Source organism: Paenibacillus sp. FSL H8-0259 (genome assembly GCF_037963255.1).
In the GTDB taxonomy this organism is placed as follows: domain Bacteria; phylum Bacillota; class Bacilli; order Paenibacillales; family Paenibacillaceae; genus Paenibacillus_AQ; species Paenibacillus_AQ phytohabitans.
On record NZ_CP150147.1, the window covers coordinates 5,063,280 to 5,087,491 of the forward strand.

Annotated in this window: 20 protein-coding genes; 6 read left to right on the forward strand and 14 right to left on the reverse strand. The window is 51.5% G+C overall.

Annotated elements, in window-relative coordinates:
* The first annotated feature begins 117 nt into the window (after positions 1–117).
* Positions 118–714, forward strand: a complete 597-nt coding sequence (locus tag NSU01_RS21900) for a TetR/AcrR family transcriptional regulator (protein WP_076243286.1) — start codon at positions 118–120, stop codon at positions 712–714.
* Between the two features lie 536 nt (positions 715–1,250).
* On the opposite strand, the gene NSU01_RS21905 is transcribed toward NSU01_RS21900, so the two are convergent.
* The 7 genes from NSU01_RS21905 to NSU01_RS21935 all read right to left on the reverse strand — a co-directional run bounded on the left by NSU01_RS21905 (position 1,251) and on the right by NSU01_RS21935 (position 12,742).
* On the reverse strand, positions 1,251–2,882 hold the full coding sequence (locus NSU01_RS21905) for an amino acid permease (protein WP_083705437.1): 1,632 nt from the start codon (positions 2,880–2,882) through the stop codon (positions 1,251–1,253).
* A gap of 52 nt (positions 2,883–2,934) precedes the next feature.
* A complete protein-coding gene (locus NSU01_RS21910) occupies positions 2,935–3,150 on the reverse strand; it encodes a cupin domain-containing protein (RefSeq protein ID WP_052421935.1) in 216 nt (71 codons plus the stop codon).
* 578 nt (positions 3,151–3,728) lie between these two features.
* On the reverse strand, positions 3,729–9,152 hold the full coding sequence (locus NSU01_RS21915) for a diguanylate cyclase (RefSeq protein WP_076243287.1): 5,424 nt from the start codon (positions 9,150–9,152) through the stop codon (positions 3,729–3,731).
* A gap of 13 nt (positions 9,153–9,165) precedes the next feature.
* Complete coding sequence (locus tag NSU01_RS21920) at positions 9,166–10,332, reverse strand: small-conductance mechanosensitive channel (RefSeq protein WP_076243288.1); 1,167 nt, start codon at positions 10,330–10,332, stop codon at positions 9,166–9,168.
* A 163-nt stretch (positions 10,333–10,495) separates the two neighbouring features.
* Positions 10,496–10,963, reverse strand: coding sequence for a GNAT family N-acetyltransferase (locus tag NSU01_RS21925; protein WP_052421936.1), 468 nt, complete (start codon positions 10,961–10,963; stop codon positions 10,496–10,498).
* A 149-nt stretch (positions 10,964–11,112) separates the two neighbouring features.
* Positions 11,113–11,592, reverse strand: a complete 480-nt coding sequence (locus tag NSU01_RS21930; protein WP_076243289.1) for a heme-degrading domain-containing protein — start codon at positions 11,590–11,592, stop codon at positions 11,113–11,115.
* A 64-nt stretch (positions 11,593–11,656) separates the two neighbouring features.
* Positions 11,657–12,742: a winged helix DNA-binding domain-containing protein gene (locus tag NSU01_RS21935; protein ID WP_256703799.1), complete on the reverse strand. Its 1,086-nt coding sequence runs from the start codon at positions 12,740–12,742 to the stop codon at positions 11,657–11,659.
* A gap of 627 nt (positions 12,743–13,369) precedes the next feature.
* On the opposite strand from NSU01_RS21935, the gene NSU01_RS21940 reads away from it, so the two are divergent.
* On the forward strand, positions 13,370–14,050 hold the full coding sequence (locus NSU01_RS21940; protein ID WP_305954194.1) for a TIM barrel protein: 681 nt from the start codon (positions 13,370–13,372) through the stop codon (positions 14,048–14,050).
* 99 nt (positions 14,051–14,149) lie between these two features.
* Here the strand turns inward: NSU01_RS21940 and NSU01_RS21945 are convergent, their stop codons facing one another.
* Positions 14,150–14,956 (reverse strand): hypothetical protein, encoded by an 807-nt coding sequence (locus NSU01_RS21945; RefSeq protein WP_042138457.1) that lies wholly within the window; start codon positions 14,954–14,956, stop codon positions 14,150–14,152.
* 140 nt (positions 14,957–15,096) lie between these two features.
* Between NSU01_RS21945 and NSU01_RS21950 the strand changes: the two genes are divergently transcribed.
* The gene (locus tag NSU01_RS21950) at positions 15,097–15,522 is read left to right on the forward strand and encodes a VOC family protein (RefSeq protein WP_076243291.1); all 426 of its coding nucleotides are present in this window, start codon (positions 15,097–15,099) and stop codon (positions 15,520–15,522) included.
* A 213-nt stretch (positions 15,523–15,735) separates the two neighbouring features.
* Positions 15,736–16,140, forward strand: coding sequence for a CBS domain-containing protein (locus NSU01_RS21955; RefSeq protein WP_076243292.1), 405 nt, complete (start codon positions 15,736–15,738; stop codon positions 16,138–16,140).
* A gap of 100 nt (positions 16,141–16,240) precedes the next feature.
* On the opposite strand, the gene NSU01_RS21960 is transcribed toward NSU01_RS21955, so the two are convergent.
* From NSU01_RS21960 to map, 5 genes are all read right to left on the reverse strand, one after another.
* The gene (locus NSU01_RS21960; protein ID WP_218639440.1) at positions 16,241–16,519 is read right to left on the reverse strand and encodes an STAS domain-containing protein; all 279 of its coding nucleotides are present in this window, start codon (positions 16,517–16,519) and stop codon (positions 16,241–16,243) included.
* A gap of 1 nt (position 16,520) precedes the next feature.
* A complete protein-coding gene (locus tag NSU01_RS21965) occupies positions 16,521–18,530 on the reverse strand; it encodes a methyl-accepting chemotaxis protein (RefSeq protein WP_042138460.1) in 2,010 nt (669 codons plus the stop codon).
* 21 nt (positions 18,531–18,551) lie between these two features.
* On the reverse strand, positions 18,552–18,944 hold the full coding sequence (locus NSU01_RS21970) for an ATP-binding protein (protein WP_042138462.1): 393 nt from the start codon (positions 18,942–18,944) through the stop codon (positions 18,552–18,554).
* Between the two features lie 82 nt (positions 18,945–19,026).
* Entirely contained in the window at positions 19,027–20,457 is a 1,431-nt protein-coding gene (locus NSU01_RS21975; protein WP_179093472.1) for a PAS domain S-box protein, read from the reverse strand.
* Between the two features lie 179 nt (positions 20,458–20,636).
* Positions 20,637–21,383, reverse strand: coding sequence for a type I methionyl aminopeptidase (gene map / locus NSU01_RS21980; protein WP_042138464.1), 747 nt, complete (start codon positions 21,381–21,383; stop codon positions 20,637–20,639).
* Positions 21,384–21,574: 191 nt separating this feature from the next.
* On the opposite strand from map, the gene NSU01_RS21985 reads away from it, so the two are divergent.
* Positions 21,575–22,639: a glycosyltransferase gene (locus tag NSU01_RS21985; RefSeq protein ID WP_076243294.1), complete on the forward strand. Its 1,065-nt coding sequence runs from the start codon at positions 21,575–21,577 to the stop codon at positions 22,637–22,639.
* Between the two features lie 59 nt (positions 22,640–22,698).
* Positions 22,699–23,778, forward strand: coding sequence for a glycoside hydrolase family 99-like domain-containing protein (locus tag NSU01_RS21990; protein WP_042138467.1), 1,080 nt, complete (start codon positions 22,699–22,701; stop codon positions 23,776–23,778).
* Positions 23,779–23,793: 15 nt separating this feature from the next.
* Here NSU01_RS21990 and NSU01_RS21995 read toward each other — a convergent pair whose 3' ends face one another.
* A complete protein-coding gene (locus NSU01_RS21995; RefSeq protein WP_231575170.1) occupies positions 23,794–24,111 on the reverse strand; it encodes a hypothetical protein in 318 nt (105 codons plus the stop codon).
* Between the last annotated feature and the right edge of the window lie 101 nt (positions 24,112–24,212).

Sequence of the window (24,212 nt, forward strand, 5' to 3'; positions counted from 1 at the left end):
GTTGCTTAAGCGAAATGAAAAATATATTGTTGGTTATCCAGGGATACCTTGGTTGGCGCAGCCGCAGATGTTTATAATAGATAAAGCATTAGTTACTGAAGGGAGCATGGATAGAGAATGCCCAGTATACTTTCACCGAACCCGAACGACCCGCGCGTCATCCGGACACGCCAGTTAATTCTGGACTCATTTGCCGAGCAGTTAAATACCATGGATTTCAACGCAATTACCGTACAGGATATCACGCGAAAAGCCACGATTAACCGGGCCACATTCTATGCTCATTTCCCTGATAAATACGCACTGCTTGAATCGTTCTTATCAGATGCCTTCACGGAGCTTGTCCTCCGCAAAATCGATGACCAGGCAGCCTTGACCGAGGAAACGCTCTATACACTGGTTGCCGCTCTTTGCGATTATCACGAATCCAGCCATCACTGCCTGAAGAAATATGATTCCCTGGCGCTGATTATTGAAGAGAATATTAAGCTGCAGCTGGAGCAGCTGCTGCAAAGGCTGCTGTCCGGAGTAGACAGCACAGCGGATAGCCGCACACTGCAAACGGCTGCAACCCTGCTCAGCTGGTCAATCTACGGGGTGACCTATCGCTGGAATAAGGAGGGCCGTCATGAATCCGCTGCTGCGCTGGCCGGCAGATTCGTGCCATTGATGAACAACGGAGTATCGTTGCTGACTCCCGCTGGCGGAGAGTGAGAAGCACGGTTCCGTTAAACGCGTTCGGATGATTGTCCCCCGCCCGGAAGGCAGCATATTCTTTCCAGCCCCAGGCAGTCCCGGTGAAATCAAGTGCACTAATTTTGCTCTTCATTTCCTCCTTTTGGCGGCATTTGGCGGCATTTTTGGCGGAATTAGAGGGATTTATCCCTTTGATTTCCGCGTACCGCTCACTTTCAGCGGAATTAGAGGGATTTATCCCTTTGATTTCCGGATACAGCCTACTTTCGGCGGAATTAGTGGGATTTATCCCTTTGATTTCCGCATACAGCCCACTTTCGGCGGAATTAGAGGGATTTATCCCTTTGAATTCACCATGCTGCCGACTTCTGGAGGATGCAGTGGGACCCCTGATACAAGGACAAGTTCTTCCTTCAGTAGGAAACGGATCTGCTCCAATTTCCAAAGAAAAGTATCTGGGGCATTATGCACGTTATATCCACAGCAGACGAATATCATAATTTCCTGCATAACCAAAAAGGAGCGCAGCCGTTCTGAGCTCCGTACCTCCACCGCTACTTCCGCTTCCGCTTCTTCCGCTTGCCGCCGCCTTTTGTCCCGCCCTGGCCCGAATGCCTGCCGCTCTGATCCGGGCGGTTATGACGTTCCTCCAACCGTCCCTGATGACGATCCGTCCATTCCTCCGCAGCCTCCATCTGCGCTCTGCCTCCAGGCACCTTAACCTGCAGGGAGGGCTGCCGCCTGCGCCCGGATTCTCTCCCCTTACGCAGTGCCCCCACCGCATAAATGCCTGAGAAGACCAGAACAAACATAATTCCCGCGGCCAGACCTCCCCCTTGTCCCGGAATCAGCGGCATGCTGGCGAGTATGGTGACCAGACTTCCCATTGCAATCCATGAGCTGTACGGATAGCCGCGTAACCCGCGCTGGCCCTTGAAGGGTCCTCCGTGGCGCCGGCGCAGCCGGTAGTGGCTGGCCATGATGATGAAGTAGGAGAACAGCAGCGCGAAGCCGCCGGAGCTGACCAGAAACAGGTAGACTCCCTGCGGCAAAAGCATACCCAGTCCAAGCCCGGCCAGCATTGCACCGCCGGAAATGAGGATGCCCCGGTACGGGATATCTGTACGGTCCCGCATCCAGGCCGGAGTATGCCCTTCTTCCGACAATGAGCGGAGCATCCGGCCCAGGCCGAATACGGAGGCCAGCATCGTTGACAAAATAGCGGACACCAGGACGATATTCATCACCGTCCCGGTCCAGCCGAGGCCATACAGGCTGAGGGCAGACACAAACGGACTGATCTGTTCAGAGACCAGAGCCTGGGGCAGCAGCAGAAACAATGCGATCATGGCAGCCAGATAGAGGCTGACCAGCAGCAGGATCGTCCGCCGGATCGCTCTGGGGATGGTGACTCCGGGATTGACTGTCTCCGAGGCTGCCAGTCCCAGCACTTCAAATCCCGCATAGGTAAACATCACCATGAGCATGCTGCCCGCAATACCGGCAATTCCCCCGGGGAACAGGCTCTGGCCTCGCACAACTTGAATACCAGCCGCGCCTTCGCCCCTGGTTCCAAATCCGGCTACTATAGCCACCGCGATCACGATGAATGCAACAATGGCCAGCAGCTTGAAGGCAGCCAGTCCGCTCTCCAGCTTGCCCAGCCGTTCTGCTCCGAGCAGATTGAGCAGTGTTACCAGAACAATGATCCCCGAGCCCGCCAGCGCCAGCGGAAGCGCAGGAAACCAGCCCCTCAGCAGGATGGATACTGCCGTCGCTTCACTGGACATCGCGAGTACAAGGCCTGTCCAGTATACCCAGCCGACCGTGAATCCCGCTCCCCGGCCGAACGCCTGCTCGGTGTACGTGCGGAATGAGCCGGGTGCCGGATTCGCCACCGTCATTTCCGACAGCGCGGAGAGGATGAGATAGACCAGAACCCCTCCGATTACATAAGCCAGCAGCACAGACGGGCCAGCCGCCCGGATCGCCACGGAAGACCCCAGGAAGAAAGAGCCGCCGACCACGGTCCCCAGTGCGAGCATCGTCAGCTGCCATACTGATAATCCTTTTTTGCCCGGGTTCCCGGACTTCCGCGGCTTCTCCAGCTTCTGTAGCTTATCCAGCCTCGCCAGCTTCTCCACCTTCTCACGCTTCACCTGACTACCTTGTTTTCCTTCCTCCATAATCCTGCCTCCCGGTTTGAGATAACAGAAGTATCTGCATATTCCGGGGAAATTAGCCAAACCAGCCTTTGGGTAAGATGGAGACCTGTCCGGGCTTCAGATGATAGGTCATCAGCTTCTGGGTAAACGGATCGAACAAGGAGGTAATCAGCTCGCCGCTGATGACGAACACCATCTCCGTGACGTTCGTGTGCCAATGCGGCTGTACAATAAACCCTTTGCTCATATGTGCATTGAAGAACCCGTTCCGGATCGCCGGAAGCTGCATAAGCTCAAGTTTTGTGAACCTGTAATTCAGCTGGGCAATCGCCCAGATACTTTATGCCGGGGAGGAATCTTTTGACACAGCGGCTTCTATGGCCCAGCAGCATAATCACTCTGACAGGTGAATCAAACGGGGGCATTGCCTCATTTAGCTCGTCTACTCTATCACTTGCACATTGTATTCGGTTTTTCTCATACATTTGGCTCATCTACCCTATCGTTCTCTTAAGCCCCCGAGCAAGACGTACGAATCAGATCGCACACTGGGCAGGCGGCTCAGAACCGCTTTTTAAAGAATGTAGAGCGCCCCAATTCAGTTTTTGGACATACCGGTCACCGAGTGACATCCTGCCTTTCGCGTCTAAAACATGTTCCTTGTAAGAATTGGATTATTAAATCATATTCATCCTTTGGACAGATCTGCTCCAAATTTCAATGTATCTTATCCATCACAGATGAATAATATCATTTCCCACTTTAGATAAAACAAGAAACCATGCCGAAACCCTCAATCCGAACACAACAAAGGCTGACCCAGGCAGCCATATCATAGCCTACCAGGTCAGCCCACACTTCATTGCATTACCGCTCGAACAGCGTGACGCAGTTGCGGCCTTCCGCTTTGGATTGATAGAGCGCATCATCGCCCAGCTTGTAGATATCCTCCTCGCGGAGTCCGTCGACAAGAACGGCCGCTACGCCGATGGATACGGTAATTCTTCCGTATTCCGGGCTAAGCTCATGCAGAATCCGCAGCTCCGCGATGCTTCTTCTGATTGCTTCGGCATATTCCCGCGACTGCTGAGGGGTGAACCCGGCCACCACAATGCCGAACTCTTCTCCGCCCAGGCGGAACGCAACTCCGTCCGCCCGTTCAGCCAGCTCATTCAGCAGCTGGCCGACTCTCCGCAGTACGGTATCGCCCTCGTAATGGCCGTAGGTATCATTGTATTTTTTGAAATAGTCTATGTCCAGCATCAGGTAGGTCAAATGCCGTTTGTACGCAGCTGCCTTCTCTACCTCGTCCAGGAACAGCTTATTGAAGTATCTGCGGTTGTACAGCCCGGTCAGCTCGTCGGTAATCGAGATTTGCTCGATCAGTCCGATATATTTGTTTAACTCCTCGTTGTTGAACTCCAATTCCTTGGTCCGTTCCGCCACGAGCTCCTCCAGATGCTCCTTATGCCGTAGCAGCTCCTCTTCCGCCTTCTTGCGCTCGGTAATATCCTTCACGGTCCCCTGAATGGCAGGTTCGTCCATATACATGATCCGGATGACCTTGTGGATCACGATGACTTCACGGGTCTTGTCCTTGTGAACAAGCCGGGTCTCATATTCATCAGGCACCTGCTTGCCTTCAACCCTTCTTGCATAATAGTGCGATACTTTCTCCTTCTCGGAGGGGCTGAGGAAGTTCTCGAAGGGCTGATCCAGCATCTCATCCATCTCATACCCCAGCATCTGCGCCAGGGCTTCGTTGACATATTTACACCGCTTGTCCTGGGTAATGAATACCCCGTCCTGCAGATTGTTCACCAGTTCACGGTATTTCTCTTCCGACCGCTCCAGCTCTGTATAGAGGCTGGCATTTTCCAGCGAGAATACCATTTCTCTGGATAACAGATTAATGATCTTCATCCGTTCCTTGGTGAACACGCCGGTAACCAGGTTATTCTCCAGATAGATAATCGCAATCGTCTTATTCTGGTTGATCAGCGGCATACATACCATGGATTTCGGCTGGTGCTTCACAATATACGGATCGTTCACAAACGGTGTCTCCGAAAAAGCATCATTGTAAATCAGGCTCTCCCGGCTCTCCTCCACCTGTCTAATAATCGAGACCGGCAGGTTATCCAGCCTTGACGATTCATGAACAGCCACTGAGATTCTATCAGCATCGGCTTTATATTCACCCTCCACCAGAAGATTCGCCTGGGAGGTCATCAGAATGCAGCCCCGCTGGGCACCGGCATTCTTGATGACAATCTCCATGAGCGCTTCCAGCAGATTGTTCAGCTCAATCTCCTTGGAGATTGCCTGGGAAGCGAGAATCATTGAATTCAGATCAATGCTCTCGGTGTAGTCCGTAACCGTCTGGCCATGGAGGAATTCCTTCGTATTAATTTTTTTGACAATGGAAGAGTAACGCTCGTTAATGAACCTGATCTTCTCCTTGGCGCCCCAGACCGAATAATAGTATACGGATTGTCTGAGCAAATAAGCGGCGAACTCATTGAACTCCTTATGATAATAGAACCGGGCTGCCAGCTCATTGCTGAGCGCTTTATAGCGTACAAAGCTTCCTTGCTCACTGGTCTCAATCGCCAAATCATAATAGCGGCTTGCCTGATTATCGTTCCCGCTGATTCTGGCCCATTCGGCCTTCATCAGATATTCATGCTGGCGGAAGGTTCCCGGCGCATTCCTGGCCCATTTACGGACTCGCCCGTACTCTTTGCGCATTCTGGATTTGGCTTTGCGTTTGCCGTTCACACTTAAATCCTTATAGGCGTAAGCCAGATTCAGGAAAGTATACAGGGCGAACTCCTCCATAAAAGCAGAACCGGCCAGCGTTCCGATGATCGGGTAGGCTTTATCGATATACTCCAGTGCTTCATGGTGTTTCTCATAAGTGAACAGCAGCTTCATTTTATAAATATAATAGATCGCAATTCCTGAATAATACCGCGCTTCCTCCAGCTGGATCAAATAGGCCTCTTCACTAAATGACTCACTGTTGAAGGATGTCCGGTCCGGCAGCTCGCCTGCGAGACTGCGGAAATACTGGCGGGCCAGCTGCGCTGTGGCAAGCGATTCCTTATATTTCGTATTCTCAATCATAGAAATTGTACGCGTACTCTCCTGAAGCATGGTCGCGATGTCCATCGACGGGTTCCAGAGATTCACATAGAATGCGGAATGGGCGAGATAGAGCAGATCCCCTGTCCGCAGACTGGCTTCAATCGAGGTGCCGAACCAGTCCTGCAAGGTATCCCAGGGCTCGGTCCAGGAATGGCTGAACAGCGTATATAATACATGTGCCGCGCCTTTCCACTGCAAATCATTGAACTTGTCGTTAATCCTGATCCCGAGCCGCCCGAATTCAAAGGCCCCTCTGGTATCTCCGAAGCCGGACAATAGCATGGCGTATCCGATAAAAGCAAGCGCCGACTCGGGGGAGTTGCCGTATTTCAGGGTCAGGCCGACCTTTTTGAGGACAACAAGACCAAACAGCGAAGTCTCACCTGAAATAAAAGATGGCGGGATAAAATTAATCAGCAGCCGCATGACCAGCTTCATCTCCGGATCTTTCATTTCGGGCAATGTAAAAATCCCTTCTGGTGTTCTTCCCCGCAGCGCAGCCTTGATCACCAGCAGCTCCTTCAGTACGGAGGCCATTCCCACCTTGGCGGGAATCCGGATTCCCAGCGCCTGCAACCCTTGTCTGCCTGCAGCGATCGATTCCGGCATCATACCCAGATACATATAATGATTGGCCTGCATTTCGTAAATTTCCGCGAGTGCGATTCGGTCTGTAGTATGTTTCTGCAAAAGGCTGCAGGCCTGATCCGCCTGTTCTACATGGTGGGTGAGATAACCGCATTCCGCATACAGTCTGTAGATCTCCGCAGTCTGCTCCCTGTCCGCCAGCCAAGAATTCTCCGGCAGCAGCTTTATTGCCGCCTCCAGCAGGATGAATGCAGAATCATACCCGTAGCCAGCCTTCGCTTTTTGCGCTGCACGGAGATTTAGAGCAATCACATCCTCAATTTCAGAGCGCTCGCTGATAAATTCCAGGCCTTTGTTCATGTGTGCTGCAATATCTACGATCTTGTCCTCGGCATCCCCGTTGCCATAATTCTTCAGCAGAAGACGTCCGATGCTAAGATGCAGCCTTTTCCCCCGCTCAGCGTCAAGCATCTGGTAGAAGGCCTGCTGAATCCGGTCATGGGCAAATTTCAGCCGGATTTCCGTCTGCAGCGGTGCCGTCCCTGCCTCACTCAGCGTCCCGGAGAATATGGCATAGCGGTGGTCCGCAGGAAGAATATACTCCTCGTGTACGGCCCGGCTGATGGCAGCTGCAATTACCTCCGGCGGTTCTTCACCGATCAGGGTAAGCATGCCGTAATCGAATACATTGCCGACGGCCGAGCTTAACATTAAGATCCTGCGGACATCCGCAGGCAGATTCTGCAGCTGACCCACAAGGAAATCAACGACATTCTCATTGACCGGCAGCGCCTCAATCCGCTCCAGATCCCAGTTCCATTCCCCGCTCAGCTTATCAAAAACAAAAAATCCGCGTTTATGCAGATCCTTCAGAATTTCCGTCAGGAAAAAGGAATTGCCTTTGGACCGCTTGAAGATCAGTCCGGTAAGCTTCTGCACTCTCTCCTTACTGCTGTACAATGTGTCAGCGATAAGACTCTGCACATCCTCCTCGTTCAGAGGCTTCAGGTGGATGCGTGAAACCTCACGGCTCTTCTCTATTCTGGCGATGGAGGCAAACAGAGGATGCCCTTCATGAATTTCATTCTGCCGGTAGGAGCAGATTACAAACAGCCTCTGCAGATGGTTATCCAGCACCAGCTTCTCCACCAGCTGCAGGCTGGAGTAATCCGCCCACTGGACATCGTCCAGGAACAGGACGAGCGGTTTGTCATTATGGGTGATCCCTTCCACGAACTTGGCAAAGGTCAGGAAGAAGCGGTTCGTCTCCTCGGCAGGATTCAGCGGCTCAACCTCCGGCTGAACACCGATCCAGGCAGTAAGCTCAGGGATTAGCCCGGTAATTACACTGCCATTTCCGCCCAGCGCCTTGTTCAGCGAACGGCCGATATAACTCTTGTAATCCTCATCCGGGCTCTCCAGCAGCTGGCTGATCAATCTCCGGAAGGCCTGGATAAGCGCACTGTACGGAATGTTCTTGTTATACTGGTCGAATTTCCCTTCCGCGAACAGCCCTTTCTCCTGGCTGATGGTCTGGTGCAGCTCATGGACGAGTGCCGTTTTGCCGACACCGGCATCGCCGGATACCAGCATCAGCTGCGAGCTTGTTTTGAGGCTGCTGCGGAAAGCATCCTCCAGGCGGGACAGCTCCTGCTGCCTGCCTACAATCTTTTGCGGAATGCGGAAGGTATTCAAGAGGTCCTCCGTACCTATCACGAAATCCTCATGCCCGGCCAGACATTTCTTCAAATCCGCCTTGATTCCGTGAGCGCTGCGGTACCGGTCTTCCGAGGACTTCTCCATAAGCTTCATAATTATAGCCGACAAGCCGCTGGATACACGGCCCCCGCTTGCCTTATAGGGAGGAATAGCCTCTTTGGCAATTATGGAATAGATCTGCTCAAGCATTTCCTGTGAATTAAAGGGCTTAATGCCGGTCATCATCTCATAGAGTACGACGCCCAGCGAGTAATAATCGCTCCGGTAATCAATATTGCGGTTCATCCGTCCCGTCTGTTCAGGAGAGATGTACAGCAGGCTGCCTTCAAGCACTCCGCTGTTCTGGAATTCCCGTTTCTCCTTGGACAGCTTCACCGCAAGATCGAAATCAATCACCTGCACAATATCCTGTTCCCGGTTCCAGATAATATTGGACGGCTTGATATCCTTATGGATCACATTCTGCTCATGAATGGAAGCCAGTATATCCACAACCTTGACGGCGAGCTTCAGCAGCGCCTCCTGCCCGGGTTTCTCCTCCGCCAGAACCTTCTTGAGCGAACGCCCGTGGATATCCTCCAGCACCATGACATACAAGCCGTTCCGCTCTTCCAGCTTAATGGGCCGGATGACCCCCTGTACGGTGTGGCTAAGCTCTGTAAGCAGCTTATATTCCTGCTTGAAGCGCATGACCGCCTCGGCTCCGGTAAATTCCGATTTTAATACTTTTAGAATGACTGTTGCTCCGGTTGTAGCGTCGCTGCATCTGTAAACCGCTTTTATATTATTATCTGAAATGGTTTCCAGTATCTGATAGTTGTCGTTAACAATCATTCCTACTCCACCTTTAGCTCTGTTCTCCCGTGACTTCGATATCGGCGTCGAATTTAAACACGTACGCGGCAATCAGCCAAATAATCCAGCAATTCAGCCCAAAGAATAAATAACCGAAGTATCCGAGAAGCGGCATCTCGGAGAAAATATGAAACTTGTCCAGATAAGGCACGGAATATTTCCAATAATTCGGATTGGTAGGGGCATCGTCATGGAACCACTCACTGCCAAAGTTCCAGAACTCCCAGAAGAAGCCGTTGAATACGGTAGCCAGACCAACCAGCATGACCTTGGACCAGTCCCCGTTCTTAATCGGTGTAAAAGGCGTCCAATAGCCGGCAAGCGCCATTGCTGCAGACAGCATGGGAACAAGCGCGACCCATAGCACCCAGAACAGCAGGTATGGATAATAACCCATCCCAAATGCCAGGATCAGTCCGAGGATATAATAAATGATCAGGAAGACTCCGGATACCTTCAGTTTAGGGCCGTTATTATACCGGGTACGGAAAAAGCGGAAGGTCTTCAGGAGCAGATACCATTCGAAGATGGCCGGAAGAACAGTCGTATAGGATAAGGAGAACCAGAACACATTGCCGAAATTGGAGAACACTTCATTATTGGGATAATACCAGTTCTCGAGTACGAAGAAATTGAGATATTCGAAGGCAAACCAGCTGAAGCAGGAGACCACAGCCAGCAGCTGCATTACCTTGGGCTTGCGCGAGATAATCGAGGCCCCGTTATTTCTTTTATACACCAGTCCGTCCAGAATCAGAATGAATGACCACCAAAGCGGAACAAACGTGTAATACTCCAAGGAAACATGCAGCTTAAGCCGTGCCCACATCAGAAACCAGCTGACCGCGAGGACCGGCAGACTCCACCAGAACCAGACTGGAAAAGGTGTAGCTGCTCCCTTCTGCCGTGGGGCCTCCGGGGTTTTCTTGAAGCCAAACAGCCGGGGGAATACAAAAACCAGCGTAATGATCAGCGCAACAACACAGGCCAGGGAGAAATAAAGCAGGCTGAATCCGGGGTCCGCTTCCACCTTTTGGGCAGGAAAGTCGCCGTAGCCGGGGGGCAATCCGTGCCATTTCGCCAGACTCCCGAATAACGGAAGCAAGAAGATCAATCCAAAAGTAACGATCAGAAACAATGTTTTTTTCCATGTTTTCATTGTGCAATACCCCGCTTATGTATGTAGTTGAAAAGTCGAAATTTGTTGATATTCGCTACTATTCGATAACCCTCCAGATTATTCCTGCTGACGGCACACAAAAAGATGCCCCAACGTCCACTTCCATGACGTATGGAGCATCCCGTGTGAGGTTTCTATACAATTACCCCTCCAGATCGAGCTTCATGCTTAGCGAACGTATCCCGCGCTCTTCTTCCTCTTCACCAACCGGCACAAAGCCTTGGGAAGCATAGAAACCAATTGAATTCGGGGATGAATTCACGGTAATTTGCCGGACCCCGTCTGCCTTCATCTTGTCAACCGCATGCTGCAGCAGGATTCGGCCGATCCCGGTTCCTTTGTACACATTCTTCACGAACAGCAGCGAGATGTGATTGTTGTTGCGCAGTTCTATAATTCCTGTAACTCCCTGATCGGAGGTGGTGATGAATATCTCGTGATCCTGCTGCATGCGCTTCCGGATGGCAGCAAGTTCAATATACCTGTAGAATTCAATAACCCCTTGCGCCGAATAGTTAACGGAAATATGTATATCAAACGCCTCGCGGATTAATGGAGTGATCAGCTTCTCCTCACCGGGCATCAACTGTCTGATTGCTATAGCTGTCATACGGCAAGTCTCCTTTATTCTTACTGGTTGCTGGGAAATTCGCCCAGTAATTAAGCAATAGAAAAGACAGTCCGCTTCTTCCTGCGGAAACTGCCCATCATACACCATTTCCTCCATGATCTAAGCGATAATTCAAATTGTTGTGCGGGTTAGCTGGCTTGCGGCTTAATGATCTGCTCCAGCACGGCAACGATCATCTCATGATCCTCTTCACCGGAAAGTCCGGACACAGATATGGTTCCGACTGCTCCGGCACCCCGGATCAGAAGCGGGAAGCACCCGCCTTCGGCTGCGTATTCCATCGGATCTACAAAAGCATTATCCTGAATTGTGGTATTCCATGATTTATACAGCACATTCATATAATAAGAGCTGTGTCCGAAATGATTCACTACGTTGATTTTGCGGGTGATCCAGCGGTCATTGCCGGGGCCGTTCTCATCCATTTTGGCGTGAAACAGCACGGTTCCGTTCTTCCGGATATCCACCGTAATCTGCTTGTCCATACTCTGCGCTCTTGCCAGAATTGCGCTGCCCACCTGGATGGCTGTCTGATTGCTGAACGCGCTGAACTGCAGCTCCTGTTCCTGCTTAAGTATCTGCTCCAATATTGGGGTGTAGTCTTCCATAATTAACACTTCCTTAGTCCGGTTATAGTTGTTGTAGTAGATGGATCTGCTGCAGTTAATCGGGTCATTTGAGATATTCAAGTTTGGTTAAGGGCAGACCCAGGAACAGCGCATAACGCTCAGCGGCCTGCTGCACTCCTTCTATTCCCTTGTGATCCAAGGGGGCGAAAGGGGTTATAAACAGCTCGACACCTTTTTTCTTAATCGTCCGCTTCCAGGTTCCGGCTACCCGCCCGTCAGCTACCACCGTCGCCAGGAAGATGCCGTTATTGCCCGGCACGATCAGCGGGAACGACTCCGGCTCCAGCACGGCACTCCGGTCTTTATAGCCGAGAATATATTCATCGAACCCGGCCAGCAGATGAACACCGGCAGGCTCAGCTGCCGTTACTGCCGCAGGATCAGGCCTCCAGTATTCGTTGCCGTCAATCACTTCCGGTTGCAGACTGCTCCGCACTGCCTCAAGACCTGCTCTTGCATCCGTTAACGTCAGCCCTGCCCACCAGGCAAAGTCCTGCACAGTTGCAGGCCCATGCGCTGTGAAATACAGCGAGGCCAGTTCATTCAATGATTCCTCAAAAGAAAGTTCACGCGAGTATTCCACCCATTCATCCAGCAGAACGAATGTCTGCTGCTTGCCGCTACGCGGACCAAAGCAGATCAGGCCGTTATACGCACTATGCCATAGAATGTGATAGCCGCGCTGGCCGGAGATGCTGATGCCCTGTTCCTCCAGCAGCTTCAGCAGCTCGGGACGCGGGAGCTGGCGTCCGCCCTTCAGTGCGTTATAGATGATCTTCCGGCAGCGCTCCAGGATCTTGTCGTCAAGTTCAAGCTGGGTCAGTCTGGCTGCCGCCTGACGCAGAATGCGCGGGGCACAGAGCTGAAGCATCCACTTCGCATTCTCCGGCGGCACGAAGTGAAGCGTCCCGCGCAGCGTCCAGGTCAGCAGCAGCTTCCTGTCCGCGATGGCCTGCTCAACCTCTATTAATCCTGCTGATGGTGTTCGCAGGCCTATAGCCCAGACGGCCTGCATATAATCCTGAGCCTGCATCGCACCGAACGCACGCACCACTTCTCCGGGCTGAAGGGATGGAGGCTGCTGAATCCGCTGATGCATCAGCCGCTGATCGGCAATACGCTTGCTCATCACAATCATTCTCCTCTGCTGTCCCTGGTACTTTCCTCCAGTATAGGTATCTGCCTATCTGCTGTCCATCTCCAATAAGTAAGCTGATGGTAGAGCGGCCGGCAATTTGCATCCGCAAGTATAACTCTTTTGCAGGTAAAAACTGTATTATGGCGAATTATACATTCTAAATAAACCTCACTGTAGACAACAATGTTGTACGTTTTACAACTTTGAATCACTGGTAGCCGGGTGTCGGGAAGATTGTTGTATGAAATACAAGAATAATCCTGCTAAGCCGCTTGGAGACGGTGAAATCCTGCTTTTTATACAACAATTTTGGATTTTGAACGATAGGATGAGGAAAATGTTGTACTATGTGCAGGATTCTATAAACAACCTCCTGATCTCTGCCACAGAAAGTCAATGAATCTAGGAGTTCCTGCGGCCTCAGCAGCCGCCCGGAAGTCCGGATATTTCGCTAGGTGAAGGTTAATAATCACGAAGACATACGGGGTGAATCGTTTGCAGCAATTTATGATTGGTCAATACGGAGGATTCGATTACAGCTAATTTCACAAGGATTTCAAAGCCGGATTTTATGGGATCGAGGCTTGTTCCTTCAAGTCAGAGGAAGATTGCCGGAATCTGATCGCGGAAGCGCAGCAACACCAGTTTCACACCGGTGTCCATTTCCCGCTGCGCGCCGATCATGCGCGGTTGCGGGACGCCTTGTTCCTCTCGCCGGATGGGCAGGAGCGCGCGGCTGCTTTTGAGCATATTCAAGAAGAGCTGGATTATATGGTCACCCTGCGTCCCGGATATGTATTGTTTCATTATCCGAAGCCGGTCATTCTGGATGACCGCGTGGACTGGCAGCAGTGGCGGTTCGGTGACCGCCGGGAGTACATCTATGAGAGCGAAACCTCTCTGGAAGAGCTGATCCGGCACAGTGAGTATCTGTTTGACTGGCTCAGCCGGAAAGGACGAGAGTATCATTTCCAGCCTATTTTGGAATTCGACGGACTGAACAGCTATGTCTATAATCAGGATTTTTTGGAACGTCTATTAGTGAGGTATCCTGATATTAAGCTGTGTCTGGATACAGCCCGGCTGTATCAGCAGGATAGGTTTGACCCCAATTTCGATGCCGGGACGCTCCTGAGAAGATACACCAAATACGCAGCACTAATCCATCTGTCGAGTGTTCAGGTCAAGGACACTGTCCGGCACAGCCATTACCCGGCACTGCCGGAACTGAGTCCCGCAGACGGCTGGCACCCATTGAAGACTATCTCCGCATCATCCGTGAGGAGAACAGCGGGGTGAAAATCATGTTCGAGCACCGCTCAGATCTCATCACAACAGAGCAGCTGGAGCGTTGTTATGCATGGGTGGATGGGATTCTATCCGGAGTTTGATTTTGATTTAAAAGAGTCTGACTGCTAGTCCCTCCCGCTCCCTGCTCGCCCATTCCCCTTCCGTGGCGAATGGCGGCCGGACAGGCCAGTGTTTCTCCAGATTGTATTTGTAGATACAATACGCGAGCGGTATGCAGGCCATCATAGAATCTCTGGCATGCGGATTGGCCTTCCCTGCCGCATCTAGTGTTCCAAGCGCAGCCTGCGCCGTGACCGTTATCGAGAATGTTTCATCCACCAGCGCTTTGAAGCGGAGGCCGATCTCCGCGGGCGCTGCCGGATCACTGCTTTTCAGCTGCAGGGTCTTCCAGCCATGACTCGGGTATACCTCATACAGCCGCGAAGCAAGATCCCGTACTTCATCGAAGGGGTACACAGATACGGCCTCCCGCAGATTATACAGCAGCTTCCGTCCGCCATACAGCATTCCGTGCATGGCAATCGGTGTCGAAGAGACCGGGCTTTTGGCCTGCAGCGCAATGTCAGTCACCCGCATATCCCGGCTGTTCCTGCCGCTGTGAATGACGCCAAACCGCTGCCTGAAAGACTCCCGGGTATCGTCATAGGCTCCCTCCAGGAAGCTGATCCATGACGAATGATATTGTTCCTGCAAGTAATAGTCCGGTATGGAAAATGGAAAGTCGAGGCCCCAGGGGGCCTGGCTTGAGCGGATATAATACGCCAGATCCAGCCTGTCCTCACAGCTGAACACCCGCTCTACCGTTAATCCCCCCGCCTCCAGGTTCCCTTCAGTCACGTAAATTTTGCCCTCCGGATTCTTCGCTCCGCTGAAATCACAGCCATATATTTTCACAGCATAGTCCTCCTGTAATTCTTGTCTCCACTTGTTTCCCTATCTTAGAGTCTGCCAAGTATATTTGTAAATAGACAGGCACATGATACAATATGACAGAACCGTGCCTGCCTTAATTTAACACTAGAGGAGTGACGCATGTGGCAATTGATATTTACTTGAATTTCAACGGAAATACCCGGGAAGCTGTTGAATATTATGCTGAAGTATTCGGGACCGAACCTCCGCATATTATGACTTTCGGCGAAGCTCCTCCCGATCCTTCCCACCCTCTGCCGGAAGAGGCCAAGCACCTGGTGATGCATGCCAATCTGAGAATTGCCGGCAGCACGGTAATGTTCTCGGATGTATTTCCCGGAATGCCTTTTGTGGAAGGCAATAATATTAACCTGACGCTGATGGATACGGATGAAGATAAGATCAAAGACTGGTTCCATAAGCTCAAGGAAGGAAGCAAGGTCAGCATGGAGCTGCAGGAGACGTTCTGGAGCAAATGTTACGGAAGCCTGAAGGACAAATTCGGCATCTACTGGCAGCTCAGCCACGATAACGGCCAGAACGGCTAACAATTCCAGCATTAACATATCTTTTATATACAAAAAAACCGGTAAGGATATGTTGAATCTTCCCCTTGGGAGGGCGGCATATCCTTTTATTATTTGCTCTTAGCCCTTTCCCTTACGAAGTTGTAACCCAATTGTTAATGCGCTTACATCATGTTATGTGTTTTAATTGAACTAACGTTTATGTACACATCCTACTGTAAAGGAGACTAACTTATGGAAATATCCTCTTTTTTGCTGCCCAAAGATCAGGTGGCGTATATCACTTCCTCGATCTCAATGCGGGAAGCGCTGGAGCAGCTGGAGAATCATTATTACTCAGCCATTCCGATTATTGACGAAGAAGGCAAATATGTTGGGACCTTGTCGGAGGGCGATCTGCTATGGAAACTGAAGAACACCGAGGGTCTTAGCTTTGAGAATATGACCGGGGTGACTGTAGGCACCATTCAGCGTCATGTGCATAACGAGAGTGTAGAGATTCACGCACAGATGGAGGATATGCTGACACTGGCCGCAGACCAGAATTTCGTCCCTGTGGTGGACGGCAGCGGGATCTTCCTCGGCATCATCCGCCGCAAGGATATCATCGAGTATTACACCCGGAATATTACCGATTAACCTCATAATGCCGCATTAAGTGATCCGTTTCATCCGCAGCAAAGGCAAAGGCAGGACTGTCCTCCGAAGGACGGCCCTGCCTTTGTTCAAGTCAGCAAGTCTATATAATCTCAAACACATGAGTCAGCCGGGTCAGCTCAAAAATCTTGCGGACATTGTCATTCATCCCCGTCAGCCTAATGGTGCCGCCAGTCTCTACACATTTCTTGTAGGAGCTGACAATCACGCCAAGTCCGGTGCTGTCAATGAAACGGCAGGTCCCGAAATCAAGCAGGAAGCTTGAATGGCCGCCAAGAATATAATTCCGTACTTCTTCTCTGAAATGTCCGGCTTCCTCAACCGAGAACAGCTCCGGCATCTCAATAACAATCTCGCTCAAGCTACTCACCCCTGATTATAAATTTCTCAACAAGAATCTCCAGTTCATTAGCCATGGCACTGATCTCTTGCGCGGAAGCCGCGAAATTATTGACCGTTGCCGCCTGCTCTTCCGTGGCACTGGATACATTCTCTGTATTCGCTGCCGCAAGCTCCGAGATCGTGCCCATGGAATCAATCAGCTTAATAATCTGATCGGAGGTTGCTACTTCATCTCTGGTAATATCCAGAATCTCCTGCACATTCTCTGTAATCCTCTCAACAGATTGAATGATATGCACGAACGCGCGGTCCGTCTCATTCACAATGCTTACGCCGCTCTCTACCGCCTCTGCAGCGCCTCTCATGGAATCTACAGCCTGGGTAATCCGCGTGACCATCTCACTGACCAGACCTGTAATCTCGCCGGCCTGGGTATGCGTCTCATCCGACAGCTTCCGTACTTCACCGGCCACTACACTGAAGCCGCGGCCATGCTCACCGGCACGCGCTGCTTCGATGGCAGCATTCAGGGCCAGCAGATTGGTCTGCTGGGCGATCTTGTTAATTGTTCCGATCATTGTGGATACCTTCTCTGACAACCCGCTGACCGTCAGCAATAGCTCTTCCGTCTCTTTGGTGCTGCTGTGAATCGTATCCATCGCCTGTACTGTACTGATAACTCTGGCTCTGCCTTCCTGCGCTGCCTGATTCGTGTTATCGGCATTACCGGAGGTAGCCGACGCTTTACTCTGCGCCAGCTGCACCAGACTGGATAGCTGCACAAGCACCTGGGAAGCATTGATTACCGACTGGTTGTTGTTCTCGGCTCCGGAAGCAATCTCCTGGGTACTGGAGCTGATCTCTTGAATCGATGCGCTGATCTCCTCTGAAGAGGCTGCCATTTCCTCGGACATGGAGGTTAAGGATACCGAGCCTGCTCTTACCTTCTCGATAATGGCCTCCTGCTTGTCAATCATGGTGTTGAATGATTCACTCAGCGTCTGCAGCTCATCTCCGGAGCGGATTGAGGTATGAACGGTCAGATCCCCGTCACCAGCCCGGCCCATGGCTCTCTCCAGCTTCTTGATCGGATTCACAATATTGCGGGTGGTAAAGAAATATGCGGCCAGCATGGCAACGACGATAAAGCCCAGAATAATGATTATCGTAGTATTACGGATTTCGTCCGCCGGAGCCATATAATCCTCTACATTGGCCGTTGTAGCTACTACCCAATTGCCTGCGGGCTGAAAGGAAACATATTTACGCACGCCTTCATAGGTGTAGAAGCCGTGTGCGGTTTCTCCGGCCTTCATCAGCCGGACTAGCTCATTCAGTTCAGCATTGCTGTTGCCGTCCAGATTCTCCTTCAGCACCTTGTCCTGCTCAGGATGCGAGACGATCAGGCCGGTGCGGTCAATCATATATCCGTATCCGTGCTCTCCAATCTTCACCCCGGTTACCGGGGAAGTGATATTCTCAAACAAGGCGGTACCGATTAACACGCCTGTAATCTGATCATTTACCCGCAGCGGTCTCGCGATCGCTACGATGTATTGGTTCGTCTCCCGCGACAGAATAACTTCACTGACGGCGTCTTTGCCTTGCAGCGCTTCCTGGAAGTATGCACGGTCCGACACATCAAGCCCGGGCGATTCGGAGCTGCTGGTAATCAGCGCCTTACCGTGTGTATCGGCGATGATCAGCGATTCCAATAGCTTGGCATTGTCTTTCTGCACACCGGATATGTAATTAAATGCTGTGTTTCTTAAGGATGCAGCAGAAGGATTCCCGGCGAAATCGGCCAGCGTGCTGTTCCTGCTGGCGATGCCCAGATCATTGCCTACCGCTTCCAGCTCGGCATCCACCGCTCTGGCTGTAGAATTAGTAGTCCCCCTTAATTCCTCTTCAATCGTCTTCTGCAAGGCTCCCGAAGCCAGCTGATAGGATACAGCCCCGGATATGCCCAGCGGTACGCTGATAATCAGAAATAACAGGATACTCATTTTGACTTTCAAACTTAATTTCACCGAATTCTCCCCTTTGTAATTCTATGAGGGACAGATACTCTTGCTGATGTACATCGTATTATGTATCATCTCTGCACTGTCCGAGAAACAGCGGATCAGGTATAATCCCCTTCCCCCTTCTTCCAGTAACTCATCGCTCCCGATAGCCTCCGGGAACACCAATCCGCTGTCCCCGGCCCCCGAATCCTCTATCTGCAGCTTAAGCAGCTGATCCATCAGCAGATAACGGATGGTAATCGGTTTGCTGCAATCGCTGAGGTTCCCGTGGTAATAAGCATTGGTTACCGCTTCGATCAGAATCAGGCGGATATCAAACGCATAGGCTTCTAAGTCAAGCTCCTGAATGATTCCGTCAATGATCATCTGATGACGCTCCAGACCGTGAAGCATCACTTCCTTATGAATAGCTCCCATGACTCACTCCTTATAAGTTCTGAAATCATCGTCCTGCGCATGTACACGCCATGAATCCGCCCTGCAGGCAGCACCCCGTCCGTTACTGGATGTTCAGGCCGAGCCAGGTGCAGTCATCCTGCAGCGCTGCTCCGGCAAATCTCTCGAGCAGATACCCGTACTCCCGCCCCAGCTCATCACTGTTAAACAGCAGCTCCATCCCGTCGCTATAAAAACAAAACCGGTCCCCGGATTCAAACGGGATGGTCTTCTCCTCAAATTCACTGCTCTCAAACATGCCGAGCGGTGCACCCTTAACGGTAATTCTCTGGCAGTCCCTGCCGCGGGGAACATAGAGAAACTCATTAATTCCGGCTCCGGCTGCCTTGAGCAGTCCTGTCCCGAAGTCGAGCAGGAAGCAGCAGCCCGCGATATAATCCTCACCCAGATGCTGCAGCGCTTTGTAATTCAGATCGCGCAGTACCTGTACGGGGTCCTGTGTACATGACAGGCTGTCCATGAACAGCACCCGTAGGGCCGAGATATTCAGCGCTGCAGTAATCCCCTTACCGGTCACATCACCGATAATGCCAATGACCTGTTCTTCGTTGACCTTATGGAAGATGAAGAAATCGCCGCTTAAGGTTCGGGCCGGGATGTAGAGCTTCTCCAGAACCGCCTTGCTGTCCAGCGGGAAGGACACCGCATGCCGGTGCTCCTGAAGCCGGACCGCCCGCTCCACTTCCCTTTTACTCTCGGTAATATCCCTGAACACCAGCTGCAGCGCCTTCGCTTCTTCATATATGACCGGCACCCCGGAAACTTCAAGATCAAAGCTACGGTTGTCCTGCCGCCTGATCAGCCGCTGTTCAATGCGGAAGCGTTCTTTCAGCAGACCTGTTGTCTTGAGCTTGTTATGCTCTGCACTCTGGAAGTACACCTCATTGAAGAAATCCTCAATTCTTTTGCCGGTCAGCTCCTGCTTCTTGGCGCCGAACATCCGCTCTGTCTGCTTATTGGCGAACAGGATAGTGCCGCTGCTATAGACCAGAATAGCCTCGGGGCACAGCTCGACCAGATCTCTGTACCGTTCTTCACTTTCTCGAAGCCGCTGCTCGGAACGGACCCGTTCGCTGATGTCGTGAATTACGGTGTATACACAGTTTTTGCCCAGCATCGTCATCATGCCGGTATGAACCTCCACATCAATGGGCTCCCCGCTGGCCAGAACATGCCGGTCAATGAACACACGGTTCTTCTGGTCACCGCCCTCAGGCAGCGCCTTCTCTACAAATTCCTGAACCCCTGATTTCGGGTCAGCCGCCAGATCGCAGATCAGAAGCTGCCTGAATTGCCGGATGCTGTAGCCGTAGAACTCGCATGCTGCCCGGTTGGCATCAGCAATTCCGCCGTTCTCCGGGTCCACCAGCAATGTAATGAGATGATTATTCTCATAGATGCAGCCATAATGCTCCATGCACTGCGCCGGACTGGGGGAGCGATGCAGATTCTTACACGGTTTATCTGTTGCCATTTCACAAGCCTCTATTCTATTCAGCTTTAAAGTCTCCCCATTATATTCAATAAAATGGAGATAAGCCGTGAATTCCGACACAGTTAGACAGAAAAACCCGGCCTGCGGCATGAAAACATGACCACAGTCCGGGTTCTAACCTAACATCCTTCATTAAAATAGCAGGCAGCAGCTGATTCTTACAGCTCTGTCAAAATAATGGTGCCCTGCGGAGTTACCGCCAGCGTATGCTCATATTGTGCCGACAATCCGCCGTCAAAGGTACGCGCTGTCCACCCGTCCGCATCAACCTTGGTCCGGTAGCTGCCGGTGTTCAGCATGGGTTCAATGGTGAACACCATACCTTCCTTGATGCGCGGGCCTTTGCCTGCCGGGCCATAGTGAGGCACATCAGGCTTTTCATGCATTTCAGAGCCGATGCCATGCCCGATGAAATCACGGACTACGGAGAAGCCGTTAGCTTCCGCGTATACCTGGATGGCATGGGCGACATCACCAATCCGGTTGCCGGCCACAGCCTGCTCAATGCCTTTGAACATAGCCTCTTTGGTGGTAGCCAGCAATTTGTCCGCCTGCTCGCTAATGGTGCCAATGCCATAGGACCAGGCTGAATCTGCCAGCCACCCGTTCAAGTTGACTACCATATCAATTGTTACAATATCTCCATCCTTCAGCTCCTCGTGCTTGGGGAAGCCGTGGCAGATGACATCATTCACAGATGCGCAGGTCGCATATGGATAACCATGATAGCCTTTTTGTTCAGGGGTAGCCCCCTGGGAGAGAATGAACTTCTCAGCAAACTGGTCAATCTCCCAGGTCGTAATTCCGGGCTTCAGCATCTGAGCGATTTGCCGGTGGCATTCGGCCAATATTTTGCCGGCCGCACGCATTTTTTCGATCTCTTCCATCGTTTTCATGATGATCATTAAATTCGCCTCTTCTGTACAGAAGCCACTACTCACAGCAATGGCTCTTGGTTATGATTTTGTAGTGCTACTCTATATTATGTAAGAAAACCGCCGGAAATCCAAATTCATTCTGTGAATTGTAGCAAATTCACTGCTTTCTCATAAAATAAAACAGTGCAGGGTTGTGTAGGGAGGGATTTCGGCAGCGCATGAACAAGAAAACGAAACACCGTATCAGAACCACCGGCAAAACCATTCGGCTGCATCCCAGATCCAGAAAGCTTATTGCTCATACGGTAATCCGGGCACTCAAAAATATAAATATAAATCAACAGAATGTATCCGCTAATCTTCCGCAGCCTGCCAAGGCTGTTGAGTTCAAAAAACTGCGGGTTCTACTCGTATCCGCCATGCCGGAAGAGGAGCTGTGGCAGACCGAACAGCTGATTGCCGACCAGTTCAGGCTGCTTACCAAAGAAGTTGTAGCCATTAAGGCATTCCAGAGCTTCTCTACAGCGCTGGTCCAGCTCAATCCGGATCTGCTGCTGGTCGTCGGAGGCGATACAGACTTCTCGGACAATGATCTGGAGGTGATCCGCAGAGCCACTCTCCAAAAGGCAATCTGGCTCACCGACAGCTCCGGCACGAGCGGCTCAACCGGGCGTCTGGCAGCTCTGTTTAACTATGTCTTTACGCAAAATATGTACCATATCCCATTTTATCAGCACTCCGGCAGCAGTTCTGTTATGTATCTGCCTTTTGCTGCAGACCGGAACCTGTTCAGTCCAAAATATGTGGATGAAGCCTGCCGCTGCGATGTGCTGTTGCTTGGCGACGCACTTCCAGCCGGTATAGCCTACCTTCACGAGCTCTCTCCGCTGCTCAGCGGCTGTAAGGTATATGCAGCCGGCAAAGGCTGGGAGGAATATCCCGGAATTACCCCAGTGTCTCCTGGTATAGAGCTGCAGGATTATTACAATGGCGCCGAGATTATTATCCACTGGGGGCAGCCGCCGCTTCGGGCTTTTCAAATCGCTTCCTGCGGGGCTGTCCAGCTGGCGGAGGATCATTCCAATCTGTATGCATATATGAATCCCGGTGAAGACATCATCACATTTCACACCGGCCAGGAATTGAATGAGAAGGTCAGCTACTACCGAAATCACCCGGAGTCCGCAAGGGCGTTAGCTACCCGTGCCTTATGGAGGAGCACCTACGATTACTCATTTATGCAAATGGCAGCGAAGCTGCTGCATACTGTTTTTAACAGCTAAACGGGGAGCCTGCAACAATAACCAGTGATTACCTGCAGCAGAATTGGGAGGTAGGTGGATTGAAGCTCATCGCTTTTTTATTGCCGCAATTTCATGTGATTCCCGAGAACAGCCTGTGGTGGGGGGAAGGCTTCACAGAATGGACCAACACCAGGAAAGCTGTTCCGCTCTACTCAGGACATCAGCAGCCCAAGGAACCGCTTGAACAGTATTATTATGACCTGACGGACGCTGCAGCGAGAAACTGGCAGGCAGAAGTAGCCAAATCCTACGGCATCTATGGGTTCTGCTACTACCATTACTGGTTCAGAGGCAAGCCGCTTCTGGAGCAGCCCTTGAAGCAGATTATGAAGTCCGGCGAGCCGGACTTTCCGTTCTGCCTCTCCTGGGCTAATGAATCCTGGACCCGCAAATGGGACGGCGGAGAGCATGAGGTGCTGATCCGCCAGGATTATGGAGATGAACAGGATTGGGAGAATCACTTTCATGAGCTGCTGGGCGCCTTTAGGGATAAGCGTTATATCCGCATCGGCAACAAACCGTTATTCATCATATACAGACCGGGAAATATTCCCCGCTGCGAAGAGATGCTGCATTTCTGGAATACACTCGCGTTGCAGAATGGCCTGGACGGCATTTATTTTGTCCGCACATTGGGCGGCTTCGAAATTCCGGGCCAGGGCGGCTTCGATGCCAATGTGGAATTCGAGCCGCATTACACCTTTGCCCACGGCAATACAGAACGTCTGTGGAATTACATGATTATCGACGGTCAGGAGCATCTCGTCTTCGACTATGACCAGGTCTGGCTGTCAATCCTAAGCCGGTCACCCCACCGGAACGGAGGTAAAATATTTCCGGGAGCCTACGTGAACTGGGATAACACCCCGCGGCTTGGCAAAAGGGGACAGAGCTGTATAGGGGCTTCGCCGCACAAGTTCGGATGGTATCTAGCGAAGCAGATCGAGAGAGCCAGAACCCTGTATCAGAGTGAATTCCTCTTCATTAATGCATGGAATGAATGGGCTGAAGGCGCGTTTCTGGAACCGGACCAGCAGCATCGCTTCCGTTATCTAGAAGAGGTCAAGAAAGCGCTGGAGCAGACAGGGAGCCTTCCTTCTATAAATTCCCGCAGCTAGGCAGTCTGCATTACACTACGCCAGATGAATAGCCAGGCTCGGTGTCCCGCTGCTGACATCGATAAAAACAACATAATCCAGACCATCTGTGCCCTTTAGCACCAGACCCGGCTGATTCGGCACTGGCAGGAAATAATGTCTGACCTGCTGGATTACTGCCACGCCTGCTGGTAAGGAGGGCTGGTTACTGGCTGACAGCCGGCCTACCGCCAGCACATTTCCGCCTGCATCGACATCTCCGCCGGTTGCCAGGCTGTTGACAATGGACTGGTTGCCGTTGATCTGCATATCTCCCGAAACTGTTTCATTGCCTACAATGTTTAAGGCTCCCATTATTGTTTGATTTCCATTGACCTGCAGGTCCTGCTGAATTGTCTGATTCCCTGTGACAAGTATGCTGTCGAAGGTTGGCAAGGCTATCATCCCTTTCAATT

Bases quoted from the DNA above. Each gene is read 5' to 3' on its own strand.
- NSU01_RS21900 (WP_076243286.1), top strand. From the start codon at position 118: ATGCCCAGTATACTTTCACCGAACCCGAACGACCCGCGCGTCATCCGG.
- NSU01_RS21905 (WP_083705437.1), bottom strand. From the start codon at position 2,882: ATGGAGGAAGGAAAACAAGGTAGTCAGGTGAAGCGTGAGAAGGTGGAG.
- NSU01_RS21910 (WP_052421935.1), bottom strand. From the start codon at position 3,150: ATGCAGCTTCCGGCGATCCGGAACGGGTTCTTCAATGCACATATGAGC.
- NSU01_RS21915 (WP_076243287.1), bottom strand. From the start codon at position 9,152: ATGATTGTTAACGACAACTATCAGATACTGGAAACCATTTCAGATAAT.
- NSU01_RS21920 (WP_076243288.1), bottom strand. From the start codon at position 10,332: ATGAAAACATGGAAAAAAACATTGTTTCTGATCGTTACTTTTGGATTG.
- NSU01_RS21925 (WP_052421936.1), bottom strand. From the start codon at position 10,963: ATGACAGCTATAGCAATCAGACAGTTGATGCCCGGTGAGGAGAAGCTG.
- NSU01_RS21930 (WP_076243289.1), bottom strand. From the start codon at position 11,592: ATGGAAGACTACACCCCAATATTGGAGCAGATACTTAAGCAGGAACAG.
- NSU01_RS21935 (WP_256703799.1), bottom strand. From the start codon at position 12,742: ATGAGCAAGCGTATTGCCGATCAGCGGCTGATGCATCAGCGGATTCAG.
- NSU01_RS21955 (WP_076243292.1), top strand. From the start codon at position 15,736: ATGGAAATATCCTCTTTTTTGCTGCCCAAAGATCAGGTGGCGTATATC.
- NSU01_RS21970 (WP_042138462.1), bottom strand. From the start codon at position 18,944: ATGGGAGCTATTCATAAGGAAGTGATGCTTCACGGTCTGGAGCGTCAT.
- NSU01_RS21975 (WP_179093472.1), bottom strand. From the start codon at position 20,457: ATGGCAACAGATAAACCGTGTAAGAATCTGCATCGCTCCCCCAGTCCG.
- map (WP_042138464.1), bottom strand. From the start codon at position 21,383: ATGATCATCATGAAAACGATGGAAGAGATCGAAAAAATGCGTGCGGCC.
- NSU01_RS21985 (WP_076243294.1), top strand. From the start codon at position 21,575: ATGAACAAGAAAACGAAACACCGTATCAGAACCACCGGCAAAACCATT.
- NSU01_RS21995 (WP_231575170.1), bottom strand. From the start codon at position 24,111: ATGGGAGCCTTAAACATTGTAGGCAATGAAACAGTTTCGGGAGATATG.